The organism is Paenibacillus sp. J22R160 (assembly GCF_059692135.1).
Map to the genome: position 1 here is coordinate 135,712 of NZ_JCAUAU010000009.1, position 26,561 is coordinate 162,272.

A 26,561-nucleotide genomic window follows, 5' to 3' on the forward strand; every position below is an offset into this window, starting at 1 on the left:
TTGCCCATACTTTCAATTATTCGAGAAAATCAGCTTGGACAACGTTGTCAAATTATTGAGGGAGTGATTCAATGATGGTTGATAAACAAGCAACTCTGAAAGGTGTATTCCCCATTTTAGCGACATGCTTCAAGACAAACGATGAGATCGATTATGAAAGTCAGCAACAACTGATCGAATTTTGCATCGCCGGCGGTGTGCATGGTCTCGTGCTTCTCGCCAACGCATCGGAAGGGCATCTGCTTTCCGATCAGGAGAAGCGCGATTTGACCGTGTTTTGCTTACAGCAAATAGGCGGAAGAGTCCCGGCGATTGTTACTGTTAACCATCCTTCGGCTAAGGTATCCGCGGAGCTCGCCCAATTCGCCGAGGCTCACGGTGCTGCTGCTGTGATGGCGATGCCTCCATTCTTTGGGAGATGGCGTGCTGGCCTCGATGAAATATCGCGTTATTTCGGGATGCTGAATGATGCCGTTCAAATTCCAATAGTGGTGCAGGACCATTTGCTGAGCGACATTCAAATGCCCGTTTCTTTTCTAGTTGATCTAGCAAGGAAGTATCCTCGTGTACGCTACATGAAATTGGAATCAGGCAATATCAACTACAAGGCGAAGCAAATGCTGCAGGTGGAGAATCACCCGTTTCTAGGTATTTTCGGAGGGAATAGCGGAATTTTTATGCCCGAGGAGATGGAGTCAGGGTGCACCGGCACGATGCCGGCATGCTATATGCCGGAGGTTTTCCGGAAAACGTGGGATATGGTCCAAGATGGCAGGTCCAGCGAAGCGGTAACCTATTTCACGCCATTCTCACGTCTTGCGGCGTACGAGAAAGATGTGGCGAACCGCTGCGTTTGGAAGGGAATTTTGGTGGCAAGAGGCATTATTGTATCTAATGCTGTAAGGCAGCCACAGCCTGGTTTCGCTAATGAGTGGCAGCTGGATCAGCTTTTAAAAGTAGCGGAGAGGGCAGGCCTCCTTCCAGTCAATAATCGGGAGGGTTCTAATGAGTAAGATGGAGAGCGCTACTGTCATGAAAGCCTTGGTTTATGAAGGGCCGCGTCTCATGAACATGCGGGAGCAACCGATTCCCGAGCCGGATGAAGATGAGGCTCTGATCGAGGTTTGGCGCGCAGGCATTTGCGGTTCAGAGCTTAGCGGTTATTTGGGACACAATTCGCTGCGTACGCCTCCATTGGTCATGGGGCACGAATTTTCGGGAATTGTTTGCAAGCGGGGTCACCGCGTAACATCAATTCAAGAAGGAGACCGGGTAACTGTGAACCCGCTCGTATCTTGCGGACGCTGTGTTGTTTGCCAATCGGGAAGTGCTCATCTCTGCCCGCAAAGACAATTAATCGGGGCGCATCGCCCGGGCGCTTTTGCCGGATATGTGACGGTCCCGGAAAGGAATATCCTGCCACTTCCGGATCATATTAGTTTGGATGAAGGCGCTATCACCGAGCCCTTTGCATGTGCTGTGCATATATGCCATTTGCTCAAGCTATCGGCTGTGGACAGACTGTTCATTACCGGTGCAGGTCCCATCGGGCTTTTTACTCTTCAGGCCGCACAAGCTATTGGTTTGCGGGATATTGTCATCTCGGATATTAACCGGGAGCGCCTGGACATTGCCGAGGAGTTAGGTGGAATTGCTATCATGGGCTCAGTTGATCATTGGAAAACGGACCATCTTCCGGAAGGCTTCGATGCAGCGGTTGATGCGGTGGGGATGGGGGGAACCCGTACCGCATGCGTCACGTCAGTGAAAGCGGGGGGGCGAGTTGTATTCACCGGCTTACACGAGTCTGAAAGCAGCCTCCCGATCAATCTTGCAATCCGCAATGAAGTGGACATGAAGGGGGCTTTTGCATATACCCCGTATGATTTTCATCTCGCCCTGCAGTGGATCGGGGAGGGAAAAAACCGTTTATTGCCCTGGACGGTTCATGCCCCCTTGGAAGAAGGCGGCGTCTGTTTTGAGAAGCTGATCACGGGACCGGGGAAGATAGGAAAAATTTTATTGGATGTTCGTCATTGACGAGGAGGATGTATATGCGAAATAGACCAAATGTTATTTTGATAACAACCGATCAGCAGCGGAAAGACAGTCTTGGTTGTTATGGTTCAGATTTTGTAAATACTCCTAACTTGGACAGTATGGCCCGGAATGGAGCCATCTTTGATAGAGCTTATTGCACTAGTCCTGTATGTACACCAAGTCGCGCATCCATTTACAGCGGCCGTTATGTTAGCCATCACGGTGCATGGAATGTCGGTACCAAACTATCGGAAGATGAAATGCTGCTACCGCATATATTTAGCAAAAACGGCTATCGTACGCATCATATAGGTAAAGCTCATTTTCAACCGTATACCAGCGCTCCCGATGCATCGATCGAGTCCAGTAAAGAAGGCTGGGATCAACCCTTTGCCTATTACGGTTTCGATGCTGTAGAACTGAGTCTTGGACATTCTTTATGGGGATTGAAAGGACACTACGGACATTGGGTTAAAGAACAGACTGGTAAAACAGATTTCGCAATTCATTGCAAATCGTCGTCAAAGTTTGGCGGCGAAGCCTATGATTGGGACATCCCTGTCGAAGCTCATAATTCAAAATGGACAGCGAATCGTGCTGTCCATTTTCTGCAAGATGCTTATAGTCAAGGGGAACCGTTTTTTCTAAGCCTCGGCTTCCAGGACCCGCACCATCCGCATGCTCTTCCAACGGAGCGAACGGGGAATATTCGGGCGGAAGATATGCCGCTTCCCAGATTTCAAGAAGGTGAGCTAGATGATAAACCCCAACATTTTGGAGCTATCCATCGTGGCGAGTGGAATGAACATCACGCGATGCACGGGAAATTTCCCATGGCCGGGCAAGCCAAAGACGGTGCAGACTACCGTAAAGTATCCCCGGAAGATACTGCTATGGCCAGAGCATACTATTACGGGATGGTAGAATTGATCGACGAAGCGATGGGGGAAATTTTATCTGAGGTGAGGAGATGGGGGCAAGAGGAGAATACTATAATCATTTTCACTTCAGATCATGGTGAACTATTGGGAGATCACGGTATTTGGATGAAAGGACCTTTCCATTATGAAGAGCTAATCAATATTCCCTTAATCATTCAATGGAAAGGTTTTTGTAAACCGAATCTCCAAGTGAGCTCAATTGTCAGTTTGGTGGATTTGGCGCCAACTGTTCTTGCTCTATGTGGGTTGGAACAACCTAGAGCTATGGATGGGGCGGATATTTCTTTATTCCTGCAGCAAAGTCAAACGAAAGTAAGAACTCATGCGTTAGTCGAGCATGTGGACGATCCGAACAAGATCAGACTGAAAACGATCGTAGGCGAACGTTATAAGTTGACTTGTTATTATGGAGATTACGGCAATGAATACGGTGAATTGTATGATTTGCAAGATGATCCCCAGGAAACTCGAAATCTATGGAAAGATGCCAAGTCAACAGAAATAAAACTGGAGTTACTGATGAAACTGATCCATGAATTAGAGAAAATAGAGACAAGACAGGACCGCGTAAGTTATGCTTAACCCAATTCAAGTAAAAAGAGCCGCATATTTGCGGCTCTTTTTATTATCTCTTGTTCCGTACTATAAGGATTCATCGGTTTCGGAATTCCGTAGGCGTCATACTAGTCATTTCTTTAAAGATAGAGCAGTAGTAATTCGCGTTGCTGAAGCCGACCGATTTGGCAATATCGTTTACTTTCCGATTCGTGTTTAGCAATTGAACCATCGATTTCTCAACGCGTACTCGATTGACATATTCGGAGAAAACTTCTCCTGTTTCGTTCCTGAAGAGCCTGCCCATGTAAACGGAGTTAAAATGTAGTTCCCTGGAAAGTGTTTTTAACGACAGATCTTCGTGATAACGTTTATCGATGAAGGAAATTAAGTCTTTGGTTACTTTACTCATATTTGCTTTGGTTTGATGTTCGATGGCAGATAGAGTGTTGTTTATTTTTATTTGTAACCATTGGTGCAATTGATCCATATCTTTAAACTCGGTAATCTTGTTCAATAGGCGGTTTTCATCATGAAATATTTCAAAAGGATCAATGCCTGCAGAGCGAATCATTCTGAGCATGGAGATCACGATTTCCATCACGACCGTGTAAACGGAACCCGAATCTGTTCCATTTTGTGACAAGCGTTCGAAGCAAGCATCGATATATGTGGTAAGTTCTTTATATTTGCCAGTTTTCATCGCGTCTTCTATGAAATGATAATCGATAATTACTGGATGTCTATCATCTGATCGATTAGCCATGATGTCTTCATAAAAAATAATATCTTTCTCCTGATGATAGATACGATAAGGTTGAATACTCAAAGCATTTTGATAAGAATCATGTAAGTTTCTATAACTGGTCACCATATTTCCGACTGTGATGATCCAATGAGTACCGGCAGTCCCAGGTGAACGGTCATAGACAGTTTGCAAATAGTTTCGAATTTGTTCTCTATCCAAAGAAACTTTCTGAAGCGTGAAAATGACAACAATTCGACCGGTGAAATCCATAAAATTAACGGCTTTATCTGAATCGATCGTCTTGGCACAGATGTTCCCGATCGTTTGAAGGACTTCCGGCGGAATGTTAGGTTTGACGGCCCCGTCCCCAAAAAAGTCAATGATCGCGATACGCAGGTCGCTGCCCATGAGGCTCATTTCCGGGTTAATGAGGCTAAGTTTACTTTTGAATTCGTTGGAGCTGATCTGACGATTGACGATCCGGTTGAGGATGTTATTTTTTATCATCTCTCTTCCTTCCGTTTCTCTGACCCTATGCAGAAGCTCCGACTCCAGCTTTTGCGTAACCTGATGCACAGTCTGTTTTAATTCCTCCACATTGACCGGCTTCAACAAATAATTCTCAACGTGATATTTGATCGCTTCTTTCACATATTGAAAGTCATCATGCCCGCTTAAAACGATAAATCGGGTAGATAACTCCCTCATATGAACGTTCCGGATCAATTCTAAACCGTCCATTACCGGCATCCTGATATCGGTTATCACAAGGTCAGGCTGATGTTCAACGATGAACCGCAGTGCTTCCAAACCGTTCGGCGCCTCACCGCATATCTCAATGCCATAATCTTCCCAGGGGATGATATGCTTCAAACCGGAGCGAATCTCGTGTTCGTCGTCAACGATGAAAATTTGGTACAAGGCCGTCCATCTCCTTTTTTGCCATGGCTGGTATCGTGACTTTGATTCGGGTCCAATAATCCTTTTTACTGGTGATGGTCAGACCGAAGGGCTCGCCAAACAAAATCCTTATCCTTTGCTGCACATTGCTAAGACCGATATGGTATGCGTTAGTTGTTTCATGCGACTGTTCCAGTTGAGCAATAAGATCTTTCAGTATAGATGCATCTATGCCGACACCGTTGTCAATGATCTCGAATATAACCTGGTGTCTCTCCCGGTATCCGCGAATAGACAGCCTAGATTGTTGAGCTTTATGGAATAAGCCGTGCTGGCTTGCATTTTCAATAATGGGTTGCAGCAGCAGCTTGGGAATTCCTAACTCGTATAAGGCTTCTTCGATATTGACTTTGACGTCCAAATCCTCAAAGCGGAACTGCAGCAGTACAAGGTAGGAGGAAATATACTCTATTTCTTCCTCGATGGTAATAATTAAATCAGTCGATCGAACCTTCCAGTGAAATAATTTTCCAAGTGTATAGAGCATATGAGAGAGTTCCTGTGAATTTTCCTTCACGGCTTTCATCCTGATCGATTCTAGGGTATTCAGTAAAAAATGGGGGTTGATTCTGGCTTGTAGTGATGAGAGTTCGGCGCTTTTCGTTTTAATTTCCGCTAGGTAGACCCTGTCCACATGGTCTTTCAGTCTTAAACACATGCGGTTAAAGGCTATAGTTAATTGCCCGAGCTCGTCTCTGCTATTGCTATTCACATGTACATCAAAGTTACCCTTTTCAAGTTGACGCATGGCCGTAAGCAGCTTTTTAATCTTGAATGCGATATTTGTAGAAAATAACAAGGTGAGAAGGAGTACGATAATAACACCAATGAAGAATATGCCTACGATCTGGCGGATCAATAAGTTCGTCTCTTTGGTGATGTTCTTCTTAGGTTTTTGAACGATAATGTATAAGCCGTATTCTTTCAACTCGGATTTATTCAGTATGTACGTTTCGCCATCCAGCTTAGCTTCATGCTTGTTGATGTTCTGTACCTGATCCAGAGAGGAATAGCTCTTACCAATGAACTCCGGTTTATTGCTGAATATAATCATACCGTCAGTTCTCATAAGATAAAGAGAAGCATCGAAGGTTCCTGCAAATTGACGATAGTTATTCATGATTTCTATGGACGATAAATTAATGACATATTGACCGGCTGTACGAATGTCGAGCAGATTGGTGGGGTCGAAAAGATTTCCTGTATGTGAAATGACAGGGACGTTATCGCTCAGAATATAATCGAGTTGGCTGCTGGGGTATTTATACATGTGTTGGTCCGATGCGTTTAGTTGCCTCATCAGATGATTATTTGTAAAATCATAACTTGCCGAAATGGAACGTTTGGATGTACTGAACACGTTCTTATTCGCACCGATCAAAATAATATCGAGTATTTCTTTGTCCCAAAGTACAATCTTGTTAAGTTCGTTAGTAATCCTGTTTCTAATAATATAGGAAGGGTAAACGCTGTCATTTTTACCGGATTCAACTAACATGTCCACCGTAGACTGAGTGTATTCTCCCGTGCTGTAGAACCAAAAAACGATGTTTTGGATTTTATGGTATTGTTCATCGATATAGCTACTCATTTTAATCGCCAAATCGTTTTGCTTCTCAATTTCCAACTCCACCATTTTTGCATTGACATGCTTGGTAATTGTGTAGATGGTGAGCACCAGAGGAACAATCATGATGGTGGAGTAAACCAGCACAAGCTTTATTAAAAGTGTATTCTTCACCAAGCGTCCTAGGAAGCCGAAAACGGTTATGTTCATTCAACGAGTCCTCCCAGTACGGCTGAATTGCCTAGTTTTTATTGAGAACATTGTACTTGAGAATAAAGAACTAATCAATCAAAAATACAAGGGATGCACATAATTACCCGGATCATAATTTAAGTATAGTTGTTGTAGTAAAAGTAAGATTATTTGTCTTGTTGGAGAACGGTGAAAGCGGTTAAATTAGATTTGTAAGGGCTATTGAAGGCAGATCTCATCACTTCTTAAGGGGGAAAGGCAAATGAAGAAATGGTTTGCAGGTCTTGTCAGTCTGATTTTGATCACTGGGGTTCTCGCGGGGTGCGGGGGAGGAAACGAGCCGGTGAACACGGCACCTAGCGGCGGAACAGGCGGATCAACCAACACGGCTAAGTCCGATAATCCAGTTGAAATTTCGTTCCTTTATCAAATGGATGATAAGCGTCCGCAAGCGTTTTGGGATGCGCTCATTAGCGAATTCCAAACGAAGAATCCAAACATTAAGATCAAAGGAATGTCTTATCCCGATGTGGCAAAGAAAGGGGACTACATCAAAACCTTATATGCGACAGGGCAAATGCCGGATGTGACGTTAGCGGGTCTTGAGGACATTAAATTGATCGATGGCGTATTTACGGAAATACCCGAACGGATATCTGCCATATTTGACCCGAATGCGCTTTCGAAACGTAATGGCAAAGTATACACACTTCCTACAGCGAAGTACATCATGCTTGATATGTTTTACAATACGGAGATTTTTAAGAAGTATAATTTAAGTCCTCCCAAAACATGGGACGAATTCTTGAAGCTTTGTGGAACCTTGAAGGCTAACGGCGTCAATCCTATGGTTGAAGCAGGGCAGGGAGTATCGGGTTATATCCTGCATAACCCGATGATGACGGTATTGTTAAATGAACTCGATAAGGATTATCCGCAAAAGCTGGTCTCCGGTCAAATGAAATTTAACAGTCCGGAGGTCGTAGAGGTTGCGAAAAAATTTCAGTCATTGTGGAAGAGTGGGTACTACCAAGAAGGCTCCCTCTCATTCACTGCACCGCAGAAGGAAGAAGCATTCATGAAAGGGTCGGCGGCCATGATTGTTGACGGACAATTCAATGCGGCTAAATTTGCGCAAGGCAGCAGCTTTAAAGTGGGGTGGTTCCCGCTTCCAGGTGTAAAATCGGCAGATATGTATCCTGTCATGTACGGTGATGATGTTGGGGTAAGCGCCAAATCCAAGCATCCTGAAGAAGATATGAAATTAGTTGAATTCCTATTCTCTGACGATGTATACCGAAAAATAATCGCTCCGATGAGTGCGACACACACAACAAAGAAAGCTATTACTTATGAACAAAATTATTTGTCAAACGACATGAATGAGATTTCCGCGAAATTAATTCCCGTAATGTCGTTTATGAAAGTGGAGTCATTCCCTTCGGGAACAACCGAGCTATTCAGAAGTACAGCTCAGGAAATAGCATATGGCGCAGACGCGCAAAAAGCACTTGATCAAATGGACAGCAAATTTAGAAAGCTGATTGAAACCCAGAAGAAATAAAGGAAACGTTCTTGGAGGAGGGACTGAACGCCCTCTTCCAGGAAATCATAAAGGCAGGTGAATGATCATCAAGAAAAAAGTATCTTTCTTTTTTATACTGCCGGCTTTGGCAGCATTTTGCTTTGTTCGCATCATCCCCATGCTGAAGGCATTTTATTACAGCTTTACGGATTGGGATGGGTACAGTTCGGATGTCAATTTCATCGGGTTGGAAAACTTCTTAGCGCTGTTTAGTGACCCTACTGTTGGAAATTCAATCGTTGTAACCTTCTTTTTCGTTGTTTCCTCCGTTCTTATGATTAATATTTTTGCCGTCATCTTTGCCGTATTATTAAGAAACGCCGGTACTTTAATCGGCATATACAGAAGCGTCTTCTTTATTCCGATCGTTATAAGTCCTGTTGCCGTCGCTTTTATTTGGAGATCGATGTATTCGTACGACGGACTGTTTAACTATCTTTTCAACGTCTTGAACATCACTTCGGCACATATCGGATGGCTGACCGACAGTAAACTGGCCTTAACTTCTGTCGTCATCGTAAATATCTGGCGCAATATGGGATTTCATATGGTAATCCTGCTGGCGGCTCTGACAACAATTCCGAAAGAATTGTATGAAGCCTCTGATATTGACGGCTGTAATGCATGGCAAAAATTCAAATCGGTCACCTTTCCTCTCCTGGCACCGGGATTAACGATAAGCGTGATTCTTGCTACGATCGGCAGTTTGAAGCAGTACGATTTGGTGGCGGTACTAACCGACGGCGGGCCGATCAACGCAACGCAGGTTTTGTCCATAAAAATCATTCAGGATGCCTTTCGATATAATCAGAGCGGATATGCATCGGCCATTTCTTTTATCTTGCTTTTCGCCATCATCGCGGTGGTTATCATCCAGCACACGATTCTAAAAAAGAGAGAAGTGGAGTATTGATGAGAACGGTGAACGCGGTTGCTAAGCATAGTTTTACGTTATTTTTCGTATTAGTTACGCTTATACCTTTATATAGTGTCATCATCAACTCATTCAAAGCATCGAGAGATATTATTCGAACACCTTTCCAAATCACAGCGCCTACACTGGAAAATTTCAAGCATGTTTTTGGTTCTCAGAACGATGTCTTCCAAATGTATTACAATTCCCTTACCATTACGGGAATTTCCTTATTATTTATCCTTCTCCTAGCTCCAATGGCAGGCTACTACATTGCCAGAAACAAGTCGAAATGGACATCTGTTCTTCTTATTTTCTTTATGACGGGTATCATGATTCCAGACGAGGTGACGATTATTCCTCTAGTTGATATGTTTGTCAAACTGGGATTGGTAGGTAAACTTTATGGTATGATTCTCTTCTATATCGGTGCCAAATTAGCGGTATCGATCTTTTTGTATATGAAGTTTATATCTACTATTCCTGTTGAACTGGAAGAATCGGCACTGATTGACGGTGCCAAATCCTTTCGCATATTCTGGCAGGTTTTATATCCTCTTTTGGCTCCTTGTACGGCCACATTGGTTGTGTTTGTAGGGATGCATATTTGGAATGACTTTTTAATGCCTTTGTATTTGCTGCAGGGCTCGGGGGCGGCTAGAACGATTACCGTCGGAATTTTTTCGGCCATCGGAGATTACAGTGAAAATTGGGGGCATATCTTTGCCTGGGTAATTGCTGCGTCAGCTCCGATCTTAATCCTGTTCCTGATGGCGCAGCGTTTCTTTATCGATGGACTAACTGCAGGGGCGATTAAAGGATGAACAAGCCTAACATTTTTTTAGTATGACGGATCAGCTTAGATGGGATGACATTGGGAAAACGGGACGCTTGGTGCAAACGCCGCATCTTGACATGCTGGCGGAGGAGGGGGTGTTGTTCAGACAATGTGTCACGAATTCCCCAGGAACAACTCATCCGGAGGTAAATAACTTAAATATTTTGGAATGAATTTGAACTAACACCAGCGCAAGCCATCGAACAGGCTCTTAGATATAAACCAATTCAACTATAAACATTTGTACAAATTGTTGAACTACCATGAAAATTCATCACGCGGTAACTCACTAAAATGACATAACAAGGTTGTATCATTATGTACAAGCAGTCAGCCCAACATCTCTAAGCTAGGCTACTGAAAGATTGCACTCACTAACATTGAAAAGTTAGTTTATAACAGGGAGCAAACTTGCCGCTATGATATAATAATGATAAATACCATTTTAATGTAAATCGCTTGACAGTTGACGGCTGACAAGAACAATATCTCATTAATGGCCGCGAAATTCGCGGCTTTTATGTTTTATGGGATAGCAGAGGAGGATTGCTTTTCCGTTTTCATACAAATACCTGACATTTAGTAACCAAAAAAAGACAGAGCGCTGGCCCATATGTGCAGCTGCTCTTATTGTGATGATGGAATAACAAACACATACCCGGAAGAAAAAGAAGCCGGCGGCAAAATCATATTTTATTTGGGTCTAATTTAATTGAGGTCTGAATAAAACAATGGGACTTTACAAAACCTTTATTTGATATCGTTACACTTTGACGGTTCAGGAGGGATTGTTATAAAACCATTGGTCATAATAGCAGCATTACTATTAGTTACAGGTTGTTCGAGTAATAATTCGACAAACAATCAAATGAATGCTAAACAAACGAAGCTTGAAACTCATGCTCCTAATGCTGCTTCAACGTCAACCCTAACTCAAGCATCATCCATTTCTACTGCGGGTGCAGGGAAATCACCGATTACGATTAAACAAGCACCTAATGAAGCTTCGAATTGGCTGGATTGGTTCCAAGGCAACTATGCACCGGCAGAAAGCCCAGCGAATCAAGCCGTAAATCCACAACAGTCCGCCAATCCGCAAGAGTCCGTAAATCCATCCCAATCTGCGCAGCAAGTCTTGGATCTGGTGAATCAAGAAAGAACGAAAGCAGGCTTGAATTCCCTTAGCTTGAACAGCAGTCTCTCGAAAGTAGCAATGGCTAAGGCTCAGGATATGTACAACAATAATTATTTTGATCATCAGTCTCCGACTTATGGATCCCCGTTTGATATGATGACTGCATTCGGGGTCACATATAACTCTGCAGGGGAAAACATCGCCAAAGGCCAGGGGAGCCCGACGGAAGTGATGAACCAATGGATGAACAGTCCTGGTCATCGTGCCAACATCCTGAATAACAGCTACACCCAAATCGGGATAGCTTACTATAACGGCGAGTGGGTTCAAGAATTTATTGGCTAGTAGATCAAGGACTTCAAAAAAGAGTGCAGAACGCGCCGCGGATTTAAGTTCTTGTCATCCGACACCAAAAAAACATACCGCAATAAAAACCCGCTGTCGGGTGACAAGAACATAGAAACACATTAAATGCCGCATACGTTGCGGTTTTTTTGTTTTATGTTACCAATCATAGATGATGAAGCTGACCTTCGAAAACTGCTAAAGGATTATTTTGAAGTAAACGGGTATTTGGTTATGACGGCAAAGGACGGCAATGAGGCGTTGCGGCAAGTTCGAGTTGATAAATAGTTGATATTTAAGGGTTAGCATTTCCTTATCTCAATATAAGGAGTGCTGATCAATAAAATGACTATCGTGTATAAAAGTATCTACGCTTGTTTAATTAGTATGCTTCTTGCGGCGTTTATTTCAATATAGCCTGCAGCCGCTGTTGAAACTCGAGGTAAAACAGAAATCGTGGCTGAAATTGTTAATTATGTAAAGAAAACCATGAAAGTTAACCATATATCCGGTGCATCACTTTCAATCGCGTATGGGGAAGATGTGTTCTACACACAAGGCTTGAATGACAGACTCATTCTTTAAAATAGGGCGTTATCCCTCTTGAATATAGGCTTTCCACTAACTTGAAAAATTCTTCTGACGATAAATCTTGTTGACGCTGGATCCAAAGACGAAATAAAGAAAGGGAAGTTGTCAGGTAAAACATAACATCGAACTTCGGGTCGTATAAGATTTTACGATCCGAGGTTTTTTTATTGGATGCGAAACGATTGGCTATCAAGACCTCGATCTATGTTTAAGAATTAGCCAAAATTCACTTTTTTATAATATTGACTGTTATGAGGTACAATACAAAAAAACAACATCTCAGGGAGGAACTTCGTACATGAACAGGAAACAGATGGAACGAATTCGCACGGGTCAAGGGTTCATAGCAGCGTTGGACCAAAGTGGAGGTAGCACGCCGAAGGCACTTCAGCAATATGGCATCGAGGCGACCCGTTATTCTGGCGAAGAGGAGATGTTTACGCTGGTGCATGAAATGAGGACACGCATTATCCAAAGTCCTTCGTTTGATGCGGAATTCATCATAGGAGCTATTCTGTTCGAGAACACCATGGACCGGAAGATCGATGGGCTGTTCACGGCCGACTATTTATGGGAGAAGAAGGGCATCGTGCCTTTTTTGAAGATCGATAAGGGGCTGGCAGATTCAGAGGACGGCGTGCAAGTACTAAAACCGATTCCCGATTTGGACGGATTGCTACGGCGAGCTGTCGAGCGCAACATTTTCGGAACTAAGATGCGTTCGGTCATACACGAGGCGAATCCGCAAGGGATTCGCAAGGTAGTGGAGCAGCAGTTCGAGCACGGTAAGCAAATCTGGTCCGCAGGACTTGTTCCCATCATCGAGCCCGAAGTCGATATTAACAGCTTGGACAAAGGGGAATCGGAACGGATGTTGAAGGACGAAATCTTCAAGCAGCTGTCCGCTCTTGCACCAGATGTGACTGTTATGCTGAAGCTCTCGATCCCAACCGAGGACGATTTCTACCGTGATTTGATGGACGAGCCACACGTCGCACGGATTGTAGCACTGTCTGGTGGATATGACCGGGAAGAAGCCAACGAACGGCTGGCCCGGAGTCGCGGCTTGATCGCTAGCTTCTCCCGTGCATTGGCTGAAGGTTTATCTGATCAACAGTCGGATGAGCAGTTTAACGAGATGTTGACTCGATCCATTCGCTCCATTTACAAAGCTTCGATCTCCTAATAAAGACGACAGCGGAGCCCGTGATTACAGACACGGGCTTTTTTTTGTGCTCTGAGGTGTGTACTTCTGAGGCAGATCTTACTTTGTTTATTGAAATAACGGGATAGCCTATGAAGTTTTAGTTATAATAGCTGTAAGTAACTCTTATGCATCACCTTATATCCTTGAAGGGAGACATCTGTTTTGGATGAGCAGTTTCTAGCTTTATTAGCCCAGAAATATGATACGGAAGAAAAAGTTGTAACAGCAATCATCAATCTTGAAGCGATCTCCAATCTCCCCAAAGGAACTGAGCATTTTGTCAGTGATTTGCATGGGGAGTTCCAGGCTTTTCAGCATGTACTAAGAAACGGCTCGGGTACCGTAAAAGAGAAGATCAAAGCCTTGTTCCGTGAGGTTTGGACGGATCACGAAATCACTGATTTTACGGTGTTAATTTATTATCCGGAAGAAAAAATACAGCTGGTTAAATGTGAGCTGTGCAATAAACAAGCTTTGAACCGATGGTACAGACAAACGATTGAACAAATGCTTAAGCTCATCTCTTTTGCCTCTTCCAAATATACGCGCTCGAAATTGCGTAAAGCTCTGCCTGAACAGTTTGTATACATTGTAGAAGAGCTTCTATACAAGACGGATTCCACTAACAATAAGGACCCTTATTATGAGGAAATATACCGGCAAATTATTTCCTTAGGCCAAGCGGACAAGCTCATTATCGGCCTTGCTTATACGACCCAGCGCTTGGTGGTTGACCATCTTCATGTGGTTGGAGATATCTATGACCGCGGGCCTGAGCCCGATAAAATTATGGACACGCTAATCAACTACCATTCTGTAGATATTCAGTGGGGAAACCATGATGTCCTGTGGATAGGCGCCTATGCGGGTTCTCTTGTCTGCCTTGCGAATATTATCCGGATTTGTGCCAGATACGACAATCTGGACATCATCGAAGACGTATATGGCATCAATCTTCGCCCACTGCTGAACTTGGCGGAGAAATACTATGATGACAATCCGGCCTTTAGACCGAAGCAGCAGAACGACCATAAAGGTTCGGAAGAGGAAATCCTGCAGATTACCAAAATTCATCAAGCCATTACAATGATCCAGTTTAAACTTGAAATCCCTATTATCAAGAGACGCCCATACTTTAATATGTCTGAGAGGCTTTTGCTTGAGCAAATCGATTACGACAAAACTGAAATCAAGATCGGCGAAAAAACGTATCCGATGGAAAACACCTGTTTCTCAACCGTAAACCCGCAGCAGCCTGAAAAATTGCTGGAGGAAGAACAGCAGGTGATGGAAAAGCTGCTGTTCTCCGTTCAGCATTCCGAAAAGCTGGCCCGACATATGAATTTTTTCATGAAAAAGGGCAGCCTTTATCTAAAATACAACGGGAATTTGTTATTTCACGGCTGTATTCCTTTGGATGAAGAAGGAAACATGGAAAAAATGCAAATTGAAGACAAGACGTATTCAGGCCGTAAGCTGCTTGATGTTTTTGAATATTATTTACGGTACGCCTTTGCGCATTCGGAAGAGACGGATGATCTGGCCACGGATATGGTATGGTACATCTGGACAGGGGAATGTTCCTCGCTCTTTGGAAAGAGAGAAATGACTACCTTTGAACGATATTTTATCCAAGATAAAGAAAGCTATAAAGAGAGAAAGAATCCTTATTACCATTTGCGAGAAAATGAGGAGATCTGCCGGAAAATCCTGCTGGAGTTTGATTTGAATCCCGATCATGGACATATCATTAACGGTCACACCCCAGTTAAAGAAATTCGTGGAGAGAACCCCGTTAAAGCAAACGGGAAACTGGTTGTTATTGACGGTGGGTTTTCTAAAGCCTATCAATCTACAACGGGCATCGCCGGATATACCTTGTTGTATAATTCCTTTGGGATGCAACTCGTTGCTCATCAGAAATTTAACTCCAAAGAAGATGTGTTATGTAACGGTACGGACGTATTGTCTGTAAAAAGGCTGGTGGACAAAGAACTGGAGCGGAAGTTGGTGAGGGAAACCAATGTCGGGGAGAAGATGCTGGAGAACATCTCAAATTTGAAGAATCTTCTGGCATATTGCTACATGAATTGAAAATCGCTAAATGAAACCATTTAACTAAGCACGTCAATTAGAGGATGCCCCAAGGTCATAAGTATGACTGAAGGGATCCTCTTTTTTGGGACTTCTTGTTCCAGTTCTAGTTGATTGAGCGTGTAGATCTAGCCGTATCATTTTTTCATCAACCTTTTGAATGTAAATTGGAATTTCATTATAGGTCACACTTAGCAAAAATGTTCTAATGCTATCATGAAAAACAGGGGATACTTTAGTTTAGTGGTCTTCTCCATTGGGATGAATGAAATCGCATTGTACGTATGAACTTCATTGTGCATAGTTCCATTAAACATGTTTTAGATTAGAATAAGGAGATGCTTAATGCTGGACACTAAAAAAACATGGAGTTTATCGGAGTTCAAATTATTTGAATCGCTTCCAAAGGAAGATTTAGAGCAAATTGATCAAATGGCACCCCGAACAAATTTTTCGTCTATCTCTAAAGGTACTCTAATTCAAACACCAGAAGTTAATAGTAAGGGTTTGTCTATTGTTGTTGAAGGAAGACTTCGATTGTTTAAAACAAATTCTGATGGAAAGCAATATACTGTAGGTATACTAGGGACAGGTGGTATGTATGGAGAAAGCAAATCATACTCATTTGGAACGAACGGTAATTATATGGAAGCCATGGTGGATACAATTATTTGCTCCATAAATCAAGATAAATTCGACCAATTTTTGAGTATGCGTCCTGAACTCGCTTTAAAACTGTTAGAGGAGCTCAGTAATCGATTACGTGACAGGGACGAAGTATTGGAGCGCCTGGCGTTAAGTGATCTTCGTGGTAAAGTTCTTTTTTTTCTAACTAAACTATCTAAAAAATTCGGCGTAGAAGAAAATGGGTATCAAAGAATAGTAATTCCCCTAACCCATCAGGAATTGGCAAACATGATTGGTGCTACTAGAGAATCAGTGTCGCTTGTTTTACAAGAGTTCTCTAATGAAGGTGTTATTATTACTGGTAGAAAATCAATCATGGTTCAGCTAGAGATGGCGGAAGAACGATTAAAAATTACATAATTTAAACATAGCTTAACAACTTGAATTAAATGGACTACATTTTAACTGCAATCGACTTTACTTGATCTATCCGAGTAGACCTTTTTGCAAGACTCGAGTAAGGCAGATCCGAGTTTCCTGTAAGATAGATTACAGAATAAAAGGAACGGTTAGCAGGGGAACTTGAAGCGTTCACGGAAGACAGTTGGAAAACGGTTAGGGCTGGTGAAACAGTTGATATTCCAGGACATGTAAAGCACGCTTGGAGAAATTCCTCTAGCGAGACAGTAACATTGCTAGTCGTATCGACAGTGAATATGGGAGAATTTTTCAATGAAATTGGTCGCCCAGCTGACACTGTTCCACCAGGCCCGCCTTCACCAGAAGCTTTACAGCATTTTGTTGAAGTAGCTATAGCATATGGCTATTGGCTTGGAACGCCTGAAGATAATGCGTCTATTGGTATAAAGTTAGGTTAATATTTTTTATCAGTGAACATTAATTAAGAGAAATCCGCTTTAAAAAGCGGCAGATTGTTGACAAACCCTATCTTAGTTACTAAATACGGTCATGAATGACCATTCCAAGTGTAACAAAAAAAGATGCCTACTATCCGGCCTTTCTGGCCAGGTGGTTGGCAATCTTTTTTATGTTCTGGGCAATGGCCGTCATCAACGCTTGTTCTTGGACTTTTTCGAGTCCCCGAAGCCGGCAATAGAGAAGTACGTGGAGCTCTTTTGGCATCCGCGAAACTTCGTTCAATGGTTTGGCAACGCAGCAGGTACAAATATCATGCATGAATTGGAATTAAATGAGTGAGGCTTAAGGCTGAGGTTAGTGATCTTATTATTAAGTTGTGGTAACCATACTTTAATAACTTAAAACCAGGTTTTTGAGGACCTAGGTTTAAAGTTAATTGAAGTTCAACTACTATGAATAACCATAGAATAAATCGGAATTTACATTCAAACGGTTATATTTTGAAACTTTGATTTTACATTTACTCTATATCTAGAATTTGATACTCATCTTTAGTGAGTGCTTTTTCTGCATATTCTCCACCCCAGGAACAAAGCGCTCTCAACACAGGCTCAAGCGACTGACCAAGTTCAGTAGTTGAATATTCAACTTTAGGAGGTACTTGTTTATACATGTTCCTACGAATGAGTCCGTCAATCTCTAATTCTCTAAGTGTTTGAATGAGCATTTTTTGAGAAATGTTTTGAATAAGTCTTTTTAACTCGCTAGTTCGCTTGGGACCTTTTATCAAATGGTATAAAACAAGTCCCTTCCATTTCCCCCCGATTACCTCCAAGGAAATCTCTAAGTCGCAATAATATGTTTTCATGTATGATTTAACATCTCCCGAGTTTAATTGTAACTATTTGGTTACTATGTAACAAAAAAGTGTCTAATTTTTATATTGTTTCTTTTGATTCATAATATAATACAAGCTTAAAATATTCAAACTAATAGTAGGTTAACAACGAGATGAAAACAACCTTGTAACTGTGCGAATAGAAGTGATGTCAGAATTAAGCATTAGTGCAGATGAATATAAAGTTCTGATGCTAATTACCTATTCTATGTGTAGCGAATTGTCAGCGTTTTTAATGAAGGTTTTAGAGTACAATGGTCTTTCACATAAGGGTGGTCAGTGGATTGTCAGTGATGCTCCGTTGGATGTTATACACCTGTTTATGAGAGATAATGCAGATTTGCCTATTAAGCTATAAAGTAAAAGATGCGCGCAGAGAAAAAAGCATCGCATCATTCTGCTACCGAGAAATGTTTGTTTAAAACACAGCATTTGGAGGCTGCTGGCACGATCGGCAGTCTTTCATTCACCTAACGAAGAACGAGAGCTTCATAAACAAAAAGTAGAGGCTGCCGCAAATAGGCAGCCTCGTTACGTTAACGGGCAGGCCTATTGGCAACAAACATCCATGACACGTGCAGTACAAACATATTCACTAGGGACTACATGGTAACCAGATAACGGAGGCTAAAAATTAGCTGTTTAAGATGTTCTTATGCAGTCATATTTTTTATCCCGAATACTTACTGCAATAGCTGAAGGTGTCTTGGTAGCATATGCACTAAATATTGGAACAAACGATACAATTCCAGATGGTAAAAAGGGATTCGCTCAATCAGTAATTTTCTCTGGATTCACATTCTCTAGTTATTGGCGTTCCTTTAGGCACCCAAATTGGACAAGTTTACGGATGGCATGTGACATTCTGGACTAGTCAATGTTAGGTTTAACAGCTTCTTCTGTTTTTGCCGCGATGATTAGTATATTGTTAATGTCTTTGGTTGTTATTGTCCAGGGATCGACTAGTCAAATTTATTTTGTTGAACTAGCAGAGAAGCATTTTCCAACAGCTGGAGATTTAGCAGCATCCCTAACCCCAGTATCAATAAATGTAGGCAGCATGTATTTAGGCTGATTTTATTGTCTTCTATTAAACCAATCCAAAGTAATCTATTTTACAGAACAAAAAAGCTTGTTCCTCTGGATCAAACCATAATTGCAGGTAATTTACATGTAGATTAGTAGGTTTCCCCCTTGAAAAACGTAATTATCACTTTATGGTTACTATATAACTTAAAAGTAAGTACTGTTCAATTTGGCACTTATGCTCCATAATGAGTTTTGTGAGAAGCGCAAATAAAAAGTAAGATGCTTCTAAAAATAAAGGGGGAGTTTCCTAACCATATCTATCGTATTGAATATGAGGAAAAGCTTACAAGTTTAATTGAGGACAGAATTGTTTGCTGGCTTGAACCTGTTGGTGAATGGGGCAGCAAATTAACAAATACAATAGTTTTAATGGTAAAGTAGTGGTCGTCAATTCATTTATTCTTGTAGAAATCCTTGAACATAGGAACAGATTATTCATAATCGAAAACATTGTCGAGCCATAGACCTAAGAGATTTATTGATTTTTTTGGAAAAATAACTTTTTGACATTAAAGGAGATACTTATCATGACTACACTTAAAAAACTTCTTTCCACATATAATCTAGGAAACCTTGCCTTGAAAAACCGAGCAGTAGTTGCCCCGATGACTCGCATTTCTGCCGAAATGAATGGAAATGCAACCGATAGAATGGCGCGATATTATGAAAGCTATGCTGCGGGTGGATTTGGTCTTGTGATTACTGAAGGAACATACACAGATGAAGAATACAGTCAAGGATTTAGTTTTCAACCAGGAATCGCAAATGTTGGGCATATGGAAGCATGGAAACAAGTAACTGAAGCTGTTCATGCTAAGGGTGGTAAAATTATTATGCAAATTGCCCATACTGGTGCTCTCTCTCATTATCCAAAAGGGACAGTGGCTCCTTCGGCTGTGAAGCCAATAGGTGAGCTATCACCAGCATTTGGAGGTGAAGGCGAGTATGCAACGCCGAAGGAACTTACACTAGAAGAAATTAAAGCTATCATAGCCAGTATTGCGGAAGCAGCTTTAAGAGCCGAACAAGCAGGGTTCGACGGGGTAGAGATTCACGCGGCAAGCGGTTATTTATTGGACGAATTTTTGACGGATTTCATAAATCTACGTCAAGATGAATATGGCGGATCAACTGAGAACCGTGTGCGTTTTATAACCGAAGTTATTAGAGCCGTCAAGGAGAAAGTTAGTCAACGTTTTGTAGTAGGCGTTCGAATATCGCAGGCTAAATCCAATCACTATACCCACAAGTGGGCGAATGGTGAAGAAGACGCCCGAATCATTTTCGGAGCCATAAGCGCAGAAAAGCCCGATTATATCCACACCGTTGAATATAATGCCCATGCACCTGCCTTCGGGGATAGCGGTTCAACACTAGCAGAATTAGCAAAAAAATATGGAAATACGACTGTTATTGCTAATGGGCAACTGGATCAGCCAGAGGATGCCGAAAGGGCGCTGGAGACAGGTTCGGATTTGATTTCACTAGGAAAAGCCGCACTAGCTAATCATGACTGGGTGTTCAAAGCAGAGAAAGGTCTTCCGATGGAATCAGCTTTAGAAAATATTTTGGGTCCTACACCTAATCTAAAGGACCAAGAATTGTATGGGTATGCGAAGTAAAGAATATCCTTATTGAAGAACAATAACGAGACTAATATGAGGATTTCTACAAAATAGATTTCGTGAAAATTAAATAAGGATAAAGGCAGTGACGCAAAGCCACGGATCTACTCACTGTTCAAACAAGTAGTTTGGAATATGAACTGAGCGATAAAATGGCACAAGAGTTCTGTAAAAGTTTTTTGAATGAATATTCTGACACAGTCGTAGAGGATTGCCATGGGAATTTATATACTCCTCAAACTATATTTAGTTTAGAAGTGACAACGAAGGAATTTAGTAAGTTCTCAACTCTAAGGGGACACGATAGCTTAATAAATATCAGGAGAAGGCAGCCGACATTAAAAGGCTGTCTTCTCCCCGCTTACGGAGGTTAATATTAAACGAGAAGGATAGTTTAAGATTATTCATATTGAAGCGTATCATAAATTTAAGTTATACCGATAAATTCCGTATATAAAATATCGAGCGGAAAATACATTTTACCGATAAAATGTGTTTGTAAAGGAGGGAAATGAATGTTACAACAACTCAATAATTTAATGGACTACATTGAAACACATTTGACGGAAGAAATCTCTGGAAAAGATATATCAAAAATTGTAGGACTATCTGATTTTCATTTTAAAAGAATGTTTTCTTATATGGCTGGAATGTCATTGAATGAGTATATCAAGCATAGGAGACTATCAGTTGCAAATGTTGAATTAATTAACGGAGCAAAAGTAACAGATACTGCCTATAAATATGGTTATCAATCTGTAGATGGCTTTTCGAGAGCCTTTCGTGAATGGAGTGGTTTTTTACCTACAGAAGTAATTAAAAACAAAATTCAAAAATCATTTCCCAAATTATCATTCTTTATAGATATAAGAGGAGGAATATCAATGGAATTTAAAATTGAAAAGAAAGAGAAGTTTAATATCGTAGGTATATCGAAAAGAGTACCCATTCAATTCGAAGGTGTTAATAATGCTATCGTTGAGCTAGCCCAGTCAATTACCGAACAACAACGAAATGAAATGCATCAATTAGCTGATTTATATCCTCATCAAGTCTTGAATGTATCTTATAATTTTGATGATGGTTTTTTGGAAGAAAAAGGGCATCTCACTCATATGCTTGGTTTTGCAACTACAAAAGAAAATCCCTACTATGATTTAGAGCAACTTTCTATTGAAGAAAGTTTATGGGCTATTTTCCCTAATCAAGGACCGTTTCCTGTTACACTTCAAGAAACTACTGCTAAAATTTATTCGGAATGGCTGCCTTCTTCTGGTTATGAAATAGCAGATATACCTGGGATCTCTTTTACAAAACACACGGGTACTTATGAAAATGTATATAGCGAAATATGGATGCCTATAAGTAAAAAAAGATAGAGATAAATGTAGCTGACTAATTACAACCTATTGTAATTATCCCCTCCCAAGGGTAACAACAACAACTGGAGGGGATTTGAAGAATAACAGGGACTACTACAAGCCTAATTATGGAGATTCAAATGGAAACTGACCGCAAGATCATTAAAAGAATCGTTTTCTGGTTACGGAAGACGATTCTTTACAGAAATTACTTTATCAGTTAGTGACACGTGGTGAACAGTATCCAATATTAAATGCTAGATCATTGCGCTAACGGATAACGAGAGTTCAATAACAACAAGAGAAGGCAGCCGATCCTATTGGATCGGTTGCCTTTTCTCAACTAACGGGCAGAAGAACGGAGTAACGTTACGTACAAAAATTTGCTATAATGTGTAAAACATGATGGGGGAGTGAGATCAATTCAACCAACATTAGAAAGCCTAAATCATTGGATCACTGAATTACCAGCAAAAATACTACAGAGCTCATGTGAGATAGGCGAAGAGCAGACCGTCACATTAGAATGGATTATTAAAGACTACATTGAACATTTGGAGCACCATCTAAATCAAATATTTCCCACTCATTAGAATTTTTTACGATATTAGATGGGACTCAACTAAGGAAACAATAGGTGAATAAGTATAGCAACTAAAAGGGAGCTGCCGAGGTAGCTCCTTCGCCTTTTTCACCGTTATGACCGTTAAGGTTAACCCAATCATAAAAAATTTGTTGAGGAAAGAGAGGGAGTGTTGATGAGAGTGTGAGTCTATCCCCTCATGGAATACCTCGACCTAGATACTTTTCTGCATAACGCAAAAAAATATCGGCTGCCGGCGTGAGATAACGTCCCTCGAAGGAAAAGATGGCCACCGAACGAGATAGAGGAGGATCCAGTGGGATAATCGAAATAGATGGGCCTGGTGTCTCTGCCATGAGCCTAGGGAGTATCGAAATACCGAGGCCTTCTGCCACCAATATCCGCGGAGAAGCGCATTCGTAGGTAATGATTGGTTCAAAACCCTCTCTGATGCACGCCGCATATATAAGTGAACGTAACCTAGATCCCTCTTTAAAAGATACAAACGATTCTTCCCTTAATTCGCGGATAGAAACCGCTTTATGCTTCTCCAATGGATGACCCTTAGCAACGGTAAGAACTAACTCGTCATTATACAGTGATTTCGCACAAATTCCAGACGGAGGATTTGAATCTTCCAACTGTGAAAAATATTTATCATCCCTTTCATGTGCAAGAGCGAGATCCAATTCGCCCTTTTTAAGTGCCTCAAGAAGCGATCTGGTTGTATTCTCCCTAATAAATACTTTAATCCCCGGAAACTCAATCCCGAAGGTTGCCAGCATTCGCGGTAGTCTGGTTTGCACTACGGATTCTAGCGCACCTACAGTTACCTTCCCTGTTAGCTGGTTGTTGAATCCTTTGGCGGAATCTTTGGCCCGTTCCGCCTCCGCTAATGTTTTTTCTGCACCAATAAAAAATATCTTTCCTGCCTCAGTAAGCGTTACACCGCGGGCAGAGCGGTTAAACAGCCTTACACCAAGTTCTCGTTCCAGGTTTTTGATTTGCTGCGAGAGCGCCGGTTGGGCGACTTTCAGCCGTTCAGCCGCTCGTGTTAAATTGTTCAATCTCGCGACTTCAACGAAGTAAGCTAATTGTCTAAACTCCATATTTCCGAGATCACCTAATTTTCCAAGATATAAGTAAATCATATTGCTACAATAACATATATGTCTTTTTCTTATCAATTTATCTGTAGTAAAGTAATCATCAACAAAAGTACAGTTTGATTCTTGGGAATGGAGGTTAAAAGATGAAACTGGCAATCATGAGAAAATGGTATTATGGATGGAATATTGTCATTGTCACATCATTGATCACCATGCTGACGGTGGGCACACGTCTTGGAGCAGGGCCCTTTTTTAATCCGATGTTAATCAGTTTAGGGATAAGTCGTACACTTCTGTCTTCTATTTTTGCCATAAGTATGATCGTGTACGGGATTGGTATGCCTATAGCCGGTTATCTGGTCGATAAACTCGGAACTCGATTTGTTTTGTTATCAGGAGCAGTCATGATAGTGATTTCAACGGTTTGGGCGGTCTGTTCGAATGAACCAGTAAGCTTTACGTTTGCTTATAGTATTCTATTGTCCTTAGGCCTTTCGTTTACAAGTCCGATTGCTGTAACTCCTATTGTAAGCAAGTGGTTTACAAGGCAAAGGGGAAAGGCGCTCTTTTATTTGTCTACTGGTTCGATGGGAGGGATCGCAATAATGACTCCAATTTTTACATTCGCAATTGAATGGGTTGGATGGAAGACAACGATGTTGTTGCTTGCAGGTTTATTTCTCGTTTTGATTGCGGCCTCTACATTGATTCTAAGTGACGATGCTCCAGTTAACACAGACCTGCTTCCCGGACAAATCATGATGAATCGAACCGATCTTACGGCACCAATGATATCACTGGATAAATGGACCGATGCCCTCGCAACACGCCCTTTTTGGTATATTACTTTTGGTCTTTTCGGATGCGGCTTCAGTATGAATTTATTAGGTTCTCACGGTGTTCCGATGTTGATGGATCATGGTTTTCATGAGCATACGTCTTCTTTAAGCATTGGGTTACTCGGGTTGGTTGCGATGATTAGCAGTGTTTTCTTAGGAAATTTTTCCGACAATATTTCGAAACGGTTTATGCTTTCGAGCATATATATCTTTCGCGGAGCAGAATTTCTTCTAATTGTACTGATCATGTCAGAATGGCAATTGTACATGGTGTCGGCTTTCGGCGGGCTTGTATGGGCAGGAAGTACGGCGCTTTCATCCGCTATTCTAGGAACTATGTACGGGCTCCGATGGTTGGGTATTTTATACGGTTGGAGTTATTTCATTCATCAAATAGGAGGGGCAGTTGGTGTCTATACTGCCGGTTGGGGATATGAGTTTTTTGGAACACATCTCATTGCCTTTGGGACAGCGGCCGGCTTATCAGCGCTTGCAGGATTAGTATGTCTCCGGTTGCCCGTGTATAACAGAATTTCAGTTAGTAAAGGAGAGGAAGTCTAATATGATGTACCAGGAACAATACGATTAGTAGTTATGAATATAACAATATTAATATGGTCTATTGAATGTGCACGTGAAAAGAACTGGGGTTGAAAGAAATTCAATCATACGTCAGCACAACAGGTAGGGTAGGGTGACCATGATTATCATCACAATCGTATTTCTAGGGATTTTTATGTTTGAATGGAACTTTTTAAAGCATCTTGGGCGAAAAAAAAGAACCTTCTGGATCACAGGCTGCAGCATATTTGTGGCTTATGTGTATGTCATGGCCGTCTACTCTTTTCAGAATTTGCCAAGTCCTAACCAGCTGATTGAATATGTTTTCAGCCTTGATAAATTATAGCCTGTTAGTAAGGAGATGGCTGTTATGCAGCGTATTACCCAGCTTCAAATTAGATTGATGTTCATTCTCTATCATTTCTCTACGACAACAGGATTTCTGATAGGCCCCATCTCCTCATCAGCCGGTTATCAAGGTTGGTTAGCCCTCCTACTTGCTGCCATTGGAGGTATGCTTATCACTTTCATTTCTTTTACCCTTGCGAAGCGGAAGGAAAGCGAGTTTATCGTTCATTACGGGAAGGAACTAATTGGACGGGTCCCCAATATCATCATAATGATTGTAATTAGCTTTTTCTTTATTCATCTGGCGAGCCTGGTACTGCGGGAACTTGCTGATTTCATGGTACAGATCTACTTGCCTACGACGCCAGAGTGGGTGATCGCCAGTTTGTTTGGTTTTGTCGTTTCAATCGCTGGTACCATCTCTCGTTTTAATAAAGGTAAAACTACGTGACCTCCGCCAAATACTAGGGATCCGGATCTATAGAAACTATCAAATAACGCCAGCGAGTGCTGAGCAGTAATTCCCCTCAGAATAGGTAGACCAATTAGGAAAGCAAGGAACAAAACTAAACAGATCAGACCTATGGTGCGGCTAACTGGAATTTGAAGGGCTGTGCGTCCCACCTCAGTTTTTTCTTGGCAAAGGAGTACTCCAATTAATGCTGCTAAAGCAATAAGTACTATTTGAGCTATCGTAGTCTGCCAAATCAGTGTGATTGTTGCACTGACTATGGCTATTGTCACTCGTTTCCTATCTGGGGTAAGTTTTTGACCCATCCCTAAATTGCTTGCATGGGACACAACCATAACTCAAGCAAATTAAAAAAAACCGAAACAATCGAATCCGGGTGGCTTCGGTTGTTTCGGTTTTCATTTCATTTTCAGAAAGATGGGGTATATTACAACTATCAATAGGAGTTGGAGGAATTAA

Annotated in this window: 24 protein-coding genes and 1 pseudogene; 19 read left to right on the plus strand and 6 right to left on the minus strand. The window is 41.7% G+C overall.

Annotation, left to right across the window (positions count from 1 at the left end):
* Positions 1 to 74: 74 nt before the first annotated feature.
* From AC58UW_RS19525 to AC58UW_RS19535, 3 genes are read left to right on the plus strand one after another with little or no spacing between them, the layout of a single operon-like run.
* Entirely contained in the window at positions 75 to 1,013 is a 939-nt protein-coding gene (locus tag AC58UW_RS19525; protein WP_497422275.1) for a dihydrodipicolinate synthase family protein, read from the plus strand.
* Complete coding sequence (locus AC58UW_RS19530) at positions 1,006 to 2,040, plus strand: zinc-dependent alcohol dehydrogenase (RefSeq protein ID WP_497422276.1); 1,035 nt, start codon at positions 1,006 to 1,008, stop codon at positions 2,038 to 2,040. The genes AC58UW_RS19525 and AC58UW_RS19530 overlap by 8 nt, the downstream gene beginning before the upstream one ends.
* Before the next feature lie 14 nt (positions 2,041 to 2,054).
* Positions 2,055 to 3,563, plus strand: coding sequence for a sulfatase family protein (locus AC58UW_RS19535; RefSeq protein WP_497422277.1), 1,509 nt, complete (start codon positions 2,055 to 2,057; stop codon positions 3,561 to 3,563).
* A 70-nt stretch (positions 3,564 to 3,633) separates the two neighbouring features.
* Here AC58UW_RS19535 and AC58UW_RS19540 read toward each other — a convergent pair whose 3' ends face one another.
* Entirely contained in the window at positions 3,634 to 5,205 is a 1,572-nt protein-coding gene (locus AC58UW_RS19540; RefSeq protein WP_497422278.1) for a response regulator, read from the minus strand.
* Positions 5,183 to 7,021, minus strand: a complete 1,839-nt coding sequence (locus AC58UW_RS19545) for a sensor histidine kinase (protein WP_497422279.1) — start codon at positions 7,019 to 7,021, stop codon at positions 5,183 to 5,185. Before AC58UW_RS19545 ends, AC58UW_RS19540 begins: the two co-directional genes overlap by 23 nt.
* 244 nt (positions 7,022 to 7,265) lie before the next feature.
* Between AC58UW_RS19545 and AC58UW_RS19550 the strand changes: the two genes are divergently transcribed.
* From AC58UW_RS19550 to AC58UW_RS19595, 10 genes are all read left to right on the plus strand, one after another.
* Positions 7,266 to 8,567 carry an ABC transporter substrate-binding protein gene (locus AC58UW_RS19550; RefSeq protein WP_497422280.1) on the plus strand — a complete coding sequence of 434 codons (1,302 nt, stop codon included), beginning with the start codon at positions 7,266 to 7,268 and terminating at the stop codon, positions 8,565 to 8,567.
* 61 nt (positions 8,568 to 8,628) lie between these two features.
* On the plus strand, positions 8,629 to 9,501 hold the full coding sequence (locus AC58UW_RS19555; protein WP_497422281.1) for a carbohydrate ABC transporter permease: 873 nt from the start codon (positions 8,629 to 8,631) through the stop codon (positions 9,499 to 9,501).
* The gene (locus AC58UW_RS19560; protein WP_497422282.1) at positions 9,501 to 10,325 is read left to right on the plus strand and encodes a carbohydrate ABC transporter permease; all 825 of its coding nucleotides are present in this window, start codon (positions 9,501 to 9,503) and stop codon (positions 10,323 to 10,325) included. Before AC58UW_RS19555 ends, AC58UW_RS19560 begins: the two co-directional genes overlap by 1 nt.
* A 22-nt stretch (positions 10,326 to 10,347) precedes the next feature.
* Positions 10,348 to 10,512 carry a sulfatase-like hydrolase/transferase gene (locus AC58UW_RS19565; RefSeq protein WP_497422283.1) on the plus strand — a complete coding sequence of 55 codons (165 nt, stop codon included), beginning with the start codon at positions 10,348 to 10,350 and terminating at the stop codon, positions 10,510 to 10,512.
* Between the two features lie 695 nt (positions 10,513 to 11,207).
* Positions 11,208 to 11,819 (plus strand): CAP domain-containing protein, encoded by a 612-nt coding sequence (locus tag AC58UW_RS19570; RefSeq protein WP_497422284.1) that lies wholly within the window; start codon positions 11,208 to 11,210, stop codon positions 11,817 to 11,819.
* Between the two features lie 156 nt (positions 11,820 to 11,975).
* The gene (locus AC58UW_RS19575) at positions 11,976 to 12,107 is read left to right on the plus strand and encodes a response regulator (protein WP_497422285.1); all 132 of its coding nucleotides are present in this window, start codon (positions 11,976 to 11,978) and stop codon (positions 12,105 to 12,107) included.
* 601 nt (positions 12,108 to 12,708) lie between these two features.
* Entirely contained in the window at positions 12,709 to 13,596 is an 888-nt protein-coding gene (locus AC58UW_RS19580; protein ID WP_497422286.1) for a fructose bisphosphate aldolase, read from the plus strand.
* 183 nt (positions 13,597 to 13,779) lie between these two features.
* Positions 13,780 to 15,711, plus strand: a complete 1,932-nt coding sequence (locus tag AC58UW_RS19585) for a fructose-1,6-bisphosphatase (RefSeq protein ID WP_497422287.1) — start codon at positions 13,780 to 13,782, stop codon at positions 15,709 to 15,711.
* 345 nt (positions 15,712 to 16,056) lie between these two features.
* Positions 16,057 to 16,758, plus strand: coding sequence for a Crp/Fnr family transcriptional regulator (locus tag AC58UW_RS19590; RefSeq protein ID WP_497422288.1), 702 nt, complete (start codon positions 16,057 to 16,059; stop codon positions 16,756 to 16,758).
* Positions 16,759 to 17,030: 272 nt separating this feature from the next.
* A complete protein-coding gene (locus AC58UW_RS19595) occupies positions 17,031 to 17,216 on the plus strand; it encodes a hypothetical protein (protein WP_497422289.1) in 186 nt (61 codons plus the stop codon).
* Between the two features lie 130 nt (positions 17,217 to 17,346).
* On the opposite strand, the pseudogene AC58UW_RS19600 reads toward AC58UW_RS19595, so the two are convergent.
* Together AC58UW_RS19600 and AC58UW_RS19605 are read right to left on the minus strand one after the other, a co-directional pair.
* A pseudogene (locus tag AC58UW_RS19600) lies at positions 17,347 to 17,512 on the minus strand (transposase); the annotation flags it as partial.
* 225 nt (positions 17,513 to 17,737) lie between these two features.
* The gene (locus AC58UW_RS19605; RefSeq protein ID WP_497422290.1) at positions 17,738 to 18,085 is read right to left on the minus strand and encodes a winged helix-turn-helix transcriptional regulator; all 348 of its coding nucleotides are present in this window, start codon (positions 18,083 to 18,085) and stop codon (positions 17,738 to 17,740) included.
* Between the two features lie 907 nt (positions 18,086 to 18,992).
* On the opposite strand from AC58UW_RS19605, the gene AC58UW_RS19610 reads away from it, so the two are divergent.
* From AC58UW_RS19610 to AC58UW_RS19620, 3 genes are all read left to right on the plus strand, one after another.
* Positions 18,993 to 19,190: a hypothetical protein gene (locus AC58UW_RS19610; protein WP_497422291.1), complete on the plus strand. Its 198-nt coding sequence runs from the start codon at positions 18,993 to 18,995 to the stop codon at positions 19,188 to 19,190.
* A gap of 517 nt (positions 19,191 to 19,707) precedes the next feature.
* Positions 19,708 to 20,826: an oxidoreductase gene (locus tag AC58UW_RS19615; protein ID WP_497422292.1), complete on the plus strand. Its 1,119-nt coding sequence runs from the start codon at positions 19,708 to 19,710 to the stop codon at positions 20,824 to 20,826.
* A 518-nt stretch (positions 20,827 to 21,344) separates the two neighbouring features.
* Positions 21,345 to 22,208, plus strand: a complete 864-nt coding sequence (locus tag AC58UW_RS19620; RefSeq protein WP_497422293.1) for an AraC family transcriptional regulator — start codon at positions 21,345 to 21,347, stop codon at positions 22,206 to 22,208.
* Positions 22,209 to 22,970: 762 nt separating this feature from the next.
* On the opposite strand, the gene AC58UW_RS19625 is transcribed toward AC58UW_RS19620, so the two are convergent.
* Entirely contained in the window at positions 22,971 to 23,924 is a 954-nt protein-coding gene (locus AC58UW_RS19625) for a LysR family transcriptional regulator (RefSeq protein WP_497422294.1), read from the minus strand.
* Positions 23,925 to 24,025: 101 nt separating this feature from the next.
* On the opposite strand from AC58UW_RS19625, the gene AC58UW_RS19630 reads away from it, so the two are divergent.
* From AC58UW_RS19630 to AC58UW_RS19640, 3 genes are all read left to right on the plus strand, one after another.
* Entirely contained in the window at positions 24,026 to 25,282 is a 1,257-nt protein-coding gene (locus AC58UW_RS19630) for an MFS transporter (protein ID WP_497422295.1), read from the plus strand.
* Between the two features lie 139 nt (positions 25,283 to 25,421).
* Complete coding sequence (locus AC58UW_RS19635; RefSeq protein WP_497422296.1) at positions 25,422 to 25,628, plus strand: hypothetical protein; 207 nt, start codon at positions 25,422 to 25,424, stop codon at positions 25,626 to 25,628.
* 24 nt (positions 25,629 to 25,652) lie between these two features.
* On the plus strand, positions 25,653 to 26,081 hold the full coding sequence (locus AC58UW_RS19640) for a GerAB/ArcD/ProY family transporter (protein WP_497422297.1): 429 nt from the start codon (positions 25,653 to 25,655) through the stop codon (positions 26,079 to 26,081).
* Here the strand turns inward: AC58UW_RS19640 and AC58UW_RS19645 are convergent.
* Positions 25,979 to 26,437, minus strand: a complete 459-nt coding sequence (locus tag AC58UW_RS19645) for a chromate transporter (protein WP_497422298.1) — start codon at positions 26,435 to 26,437, stop codon at positions 25,979 to 25,981. The two genes, AC58UW_RS19640 and AC58UW_RS19645, sit on opposite strands and share 103 nt — an antisense overlap.
* Positions 26,438 to 26,561: the final 124 nt, after the last annotated feature.

Coding starts and splice junctions, on each gene's coding strand:
- AC58UW_RS19625 (WP_497422294.1), bottom strand. CDS start 23,924: ATGATTTACTTATATCTTGGAAAATTAGGTGATCTCGGAAATATGGAG.
- AC58UW_RS19525 (WP_497422275.1), top strand. CDS start 75: ATGGTTGATAAACAAGCAACTCTGAAAGGTGTATTCCCCATTTTAGCG.
- AC58UW_RS19570 (WP_497422284.1), top strand. CDS start 11,208: ATGAATGCTAAACAAACGAAGCTTGAAACTCATGCTCCTAATGCTGCT.
- AC58UW_RS19560 (WP_497422282.1), top strand. CDS start 9,501: ATGAGAACGGTGAACGCGGTTGCTAAGCATAGTTTTACGTTATTTTTC.
- AC58UW_RS19580 (WP_497422286.1), top strand. CDS start 12,709: ATGAACAGGAAACAGATGGAACGAATTCGCACGGGTCAAGGGTTCATA.
- AC58UW_RS19620 (WP_497422293.1), top strand. CDS start 21,345: ATGTTACAACAACTCAATAATTTAATGGACTACATTGAAACACATTTG.
- AC58UW_RS19605 (WP_497422290.1), bottom strand. CDS start 18,085: ATGAAAACATATTATTGCGACTTAGAGATTTCCTTGGAGGTAATCGGG.
- AC58UW_RS19535 (WP_497422277.1), top strand. CDS start 2,055: ATGCGAAATAGACCAAATGTTATTTTGATAACAACCGATCAGCAGCGG.
- AC58UW_RS19550 (WP_497422280.1), top strand. CDS start 7,266: ATGAAGAAATGGTTTGCAGGTCTTGTCAGTCTGATTTTGATCACTGGG.
- AC58UW_RS19645 (WP_497422298.1), bottom strand. CDS start 26,437: ATGGTTGTGTCCCATGCAAGCAATTTAGGGATGGGTCAAAAACTTACC.
- AC58UW_RS19530 (WP_497422276.1), top strand. CDS start 1,006: ATGAGTAAGATGGAGAGCGCTACTGTCATGAAAGCCTTGGTTTATGAA.
- AC58UW_RS19640 (WP_497422297.1), top strand. CDS start 25,653: ATGCAGCGTATTACCCAGCTTCAAATTAGATTGATGTTCATTCTCTAT.
- AC58UW_RS19635 (WP_497422296.1), top strand. CDS start 25,422: ATGATTATCATCACAATCGTATTTCTAGGGATTTTTATGTTTGAATGG.
- AC58UW_RS19610 (WP_497422291.1), top strand. CDS start 18,993: ATGTTAGGTTTAACAGCTTCTTCTGTTTTTGCCGCGATGATTAGTATA.
- AC58UW_RS19575 (WP_497422285.1), top strand. CDS start 11,976: ATGTTACCAATCATAGATGATGAAGCTGACCTTCGAAAACTGCTAAAG.
- AC58UW_RS19555 (WP_497422281.1), top strand. CDS start 8,629: ATGATCATCAAGAAAAAAGTATCTTTCTTTTTTATACTGCCGGCTTTG.
- AC58UW_RS19545 (WP_497422279.1), bottom strand. CDS start 7,021: ATGAACATAACCGTTTTCGGCTTCCTAGGACGCTTGGTGAAGAATACA.
- AC58UW_RS19590 (WP_497422288.1), top strand. CDS start 16,057: ATGCTGGACACTAAAAAAACATGGAGTTTATCGGAGTTCAAATTATTT.
- AC58UW_RS19630 (WP_497422295.1), top strand. CDS start 24,026: ATGAAACTGGCAATCATGAGAAAATGGTATTATGGATGGAATATTGTC.
- AC58UW_RS19565 (WP_497422283.1), top strand. CDS start 10,348: ATGACGGATCAGCTTAGATGGGATGACATTGGGAAAACGGGACGCTTG.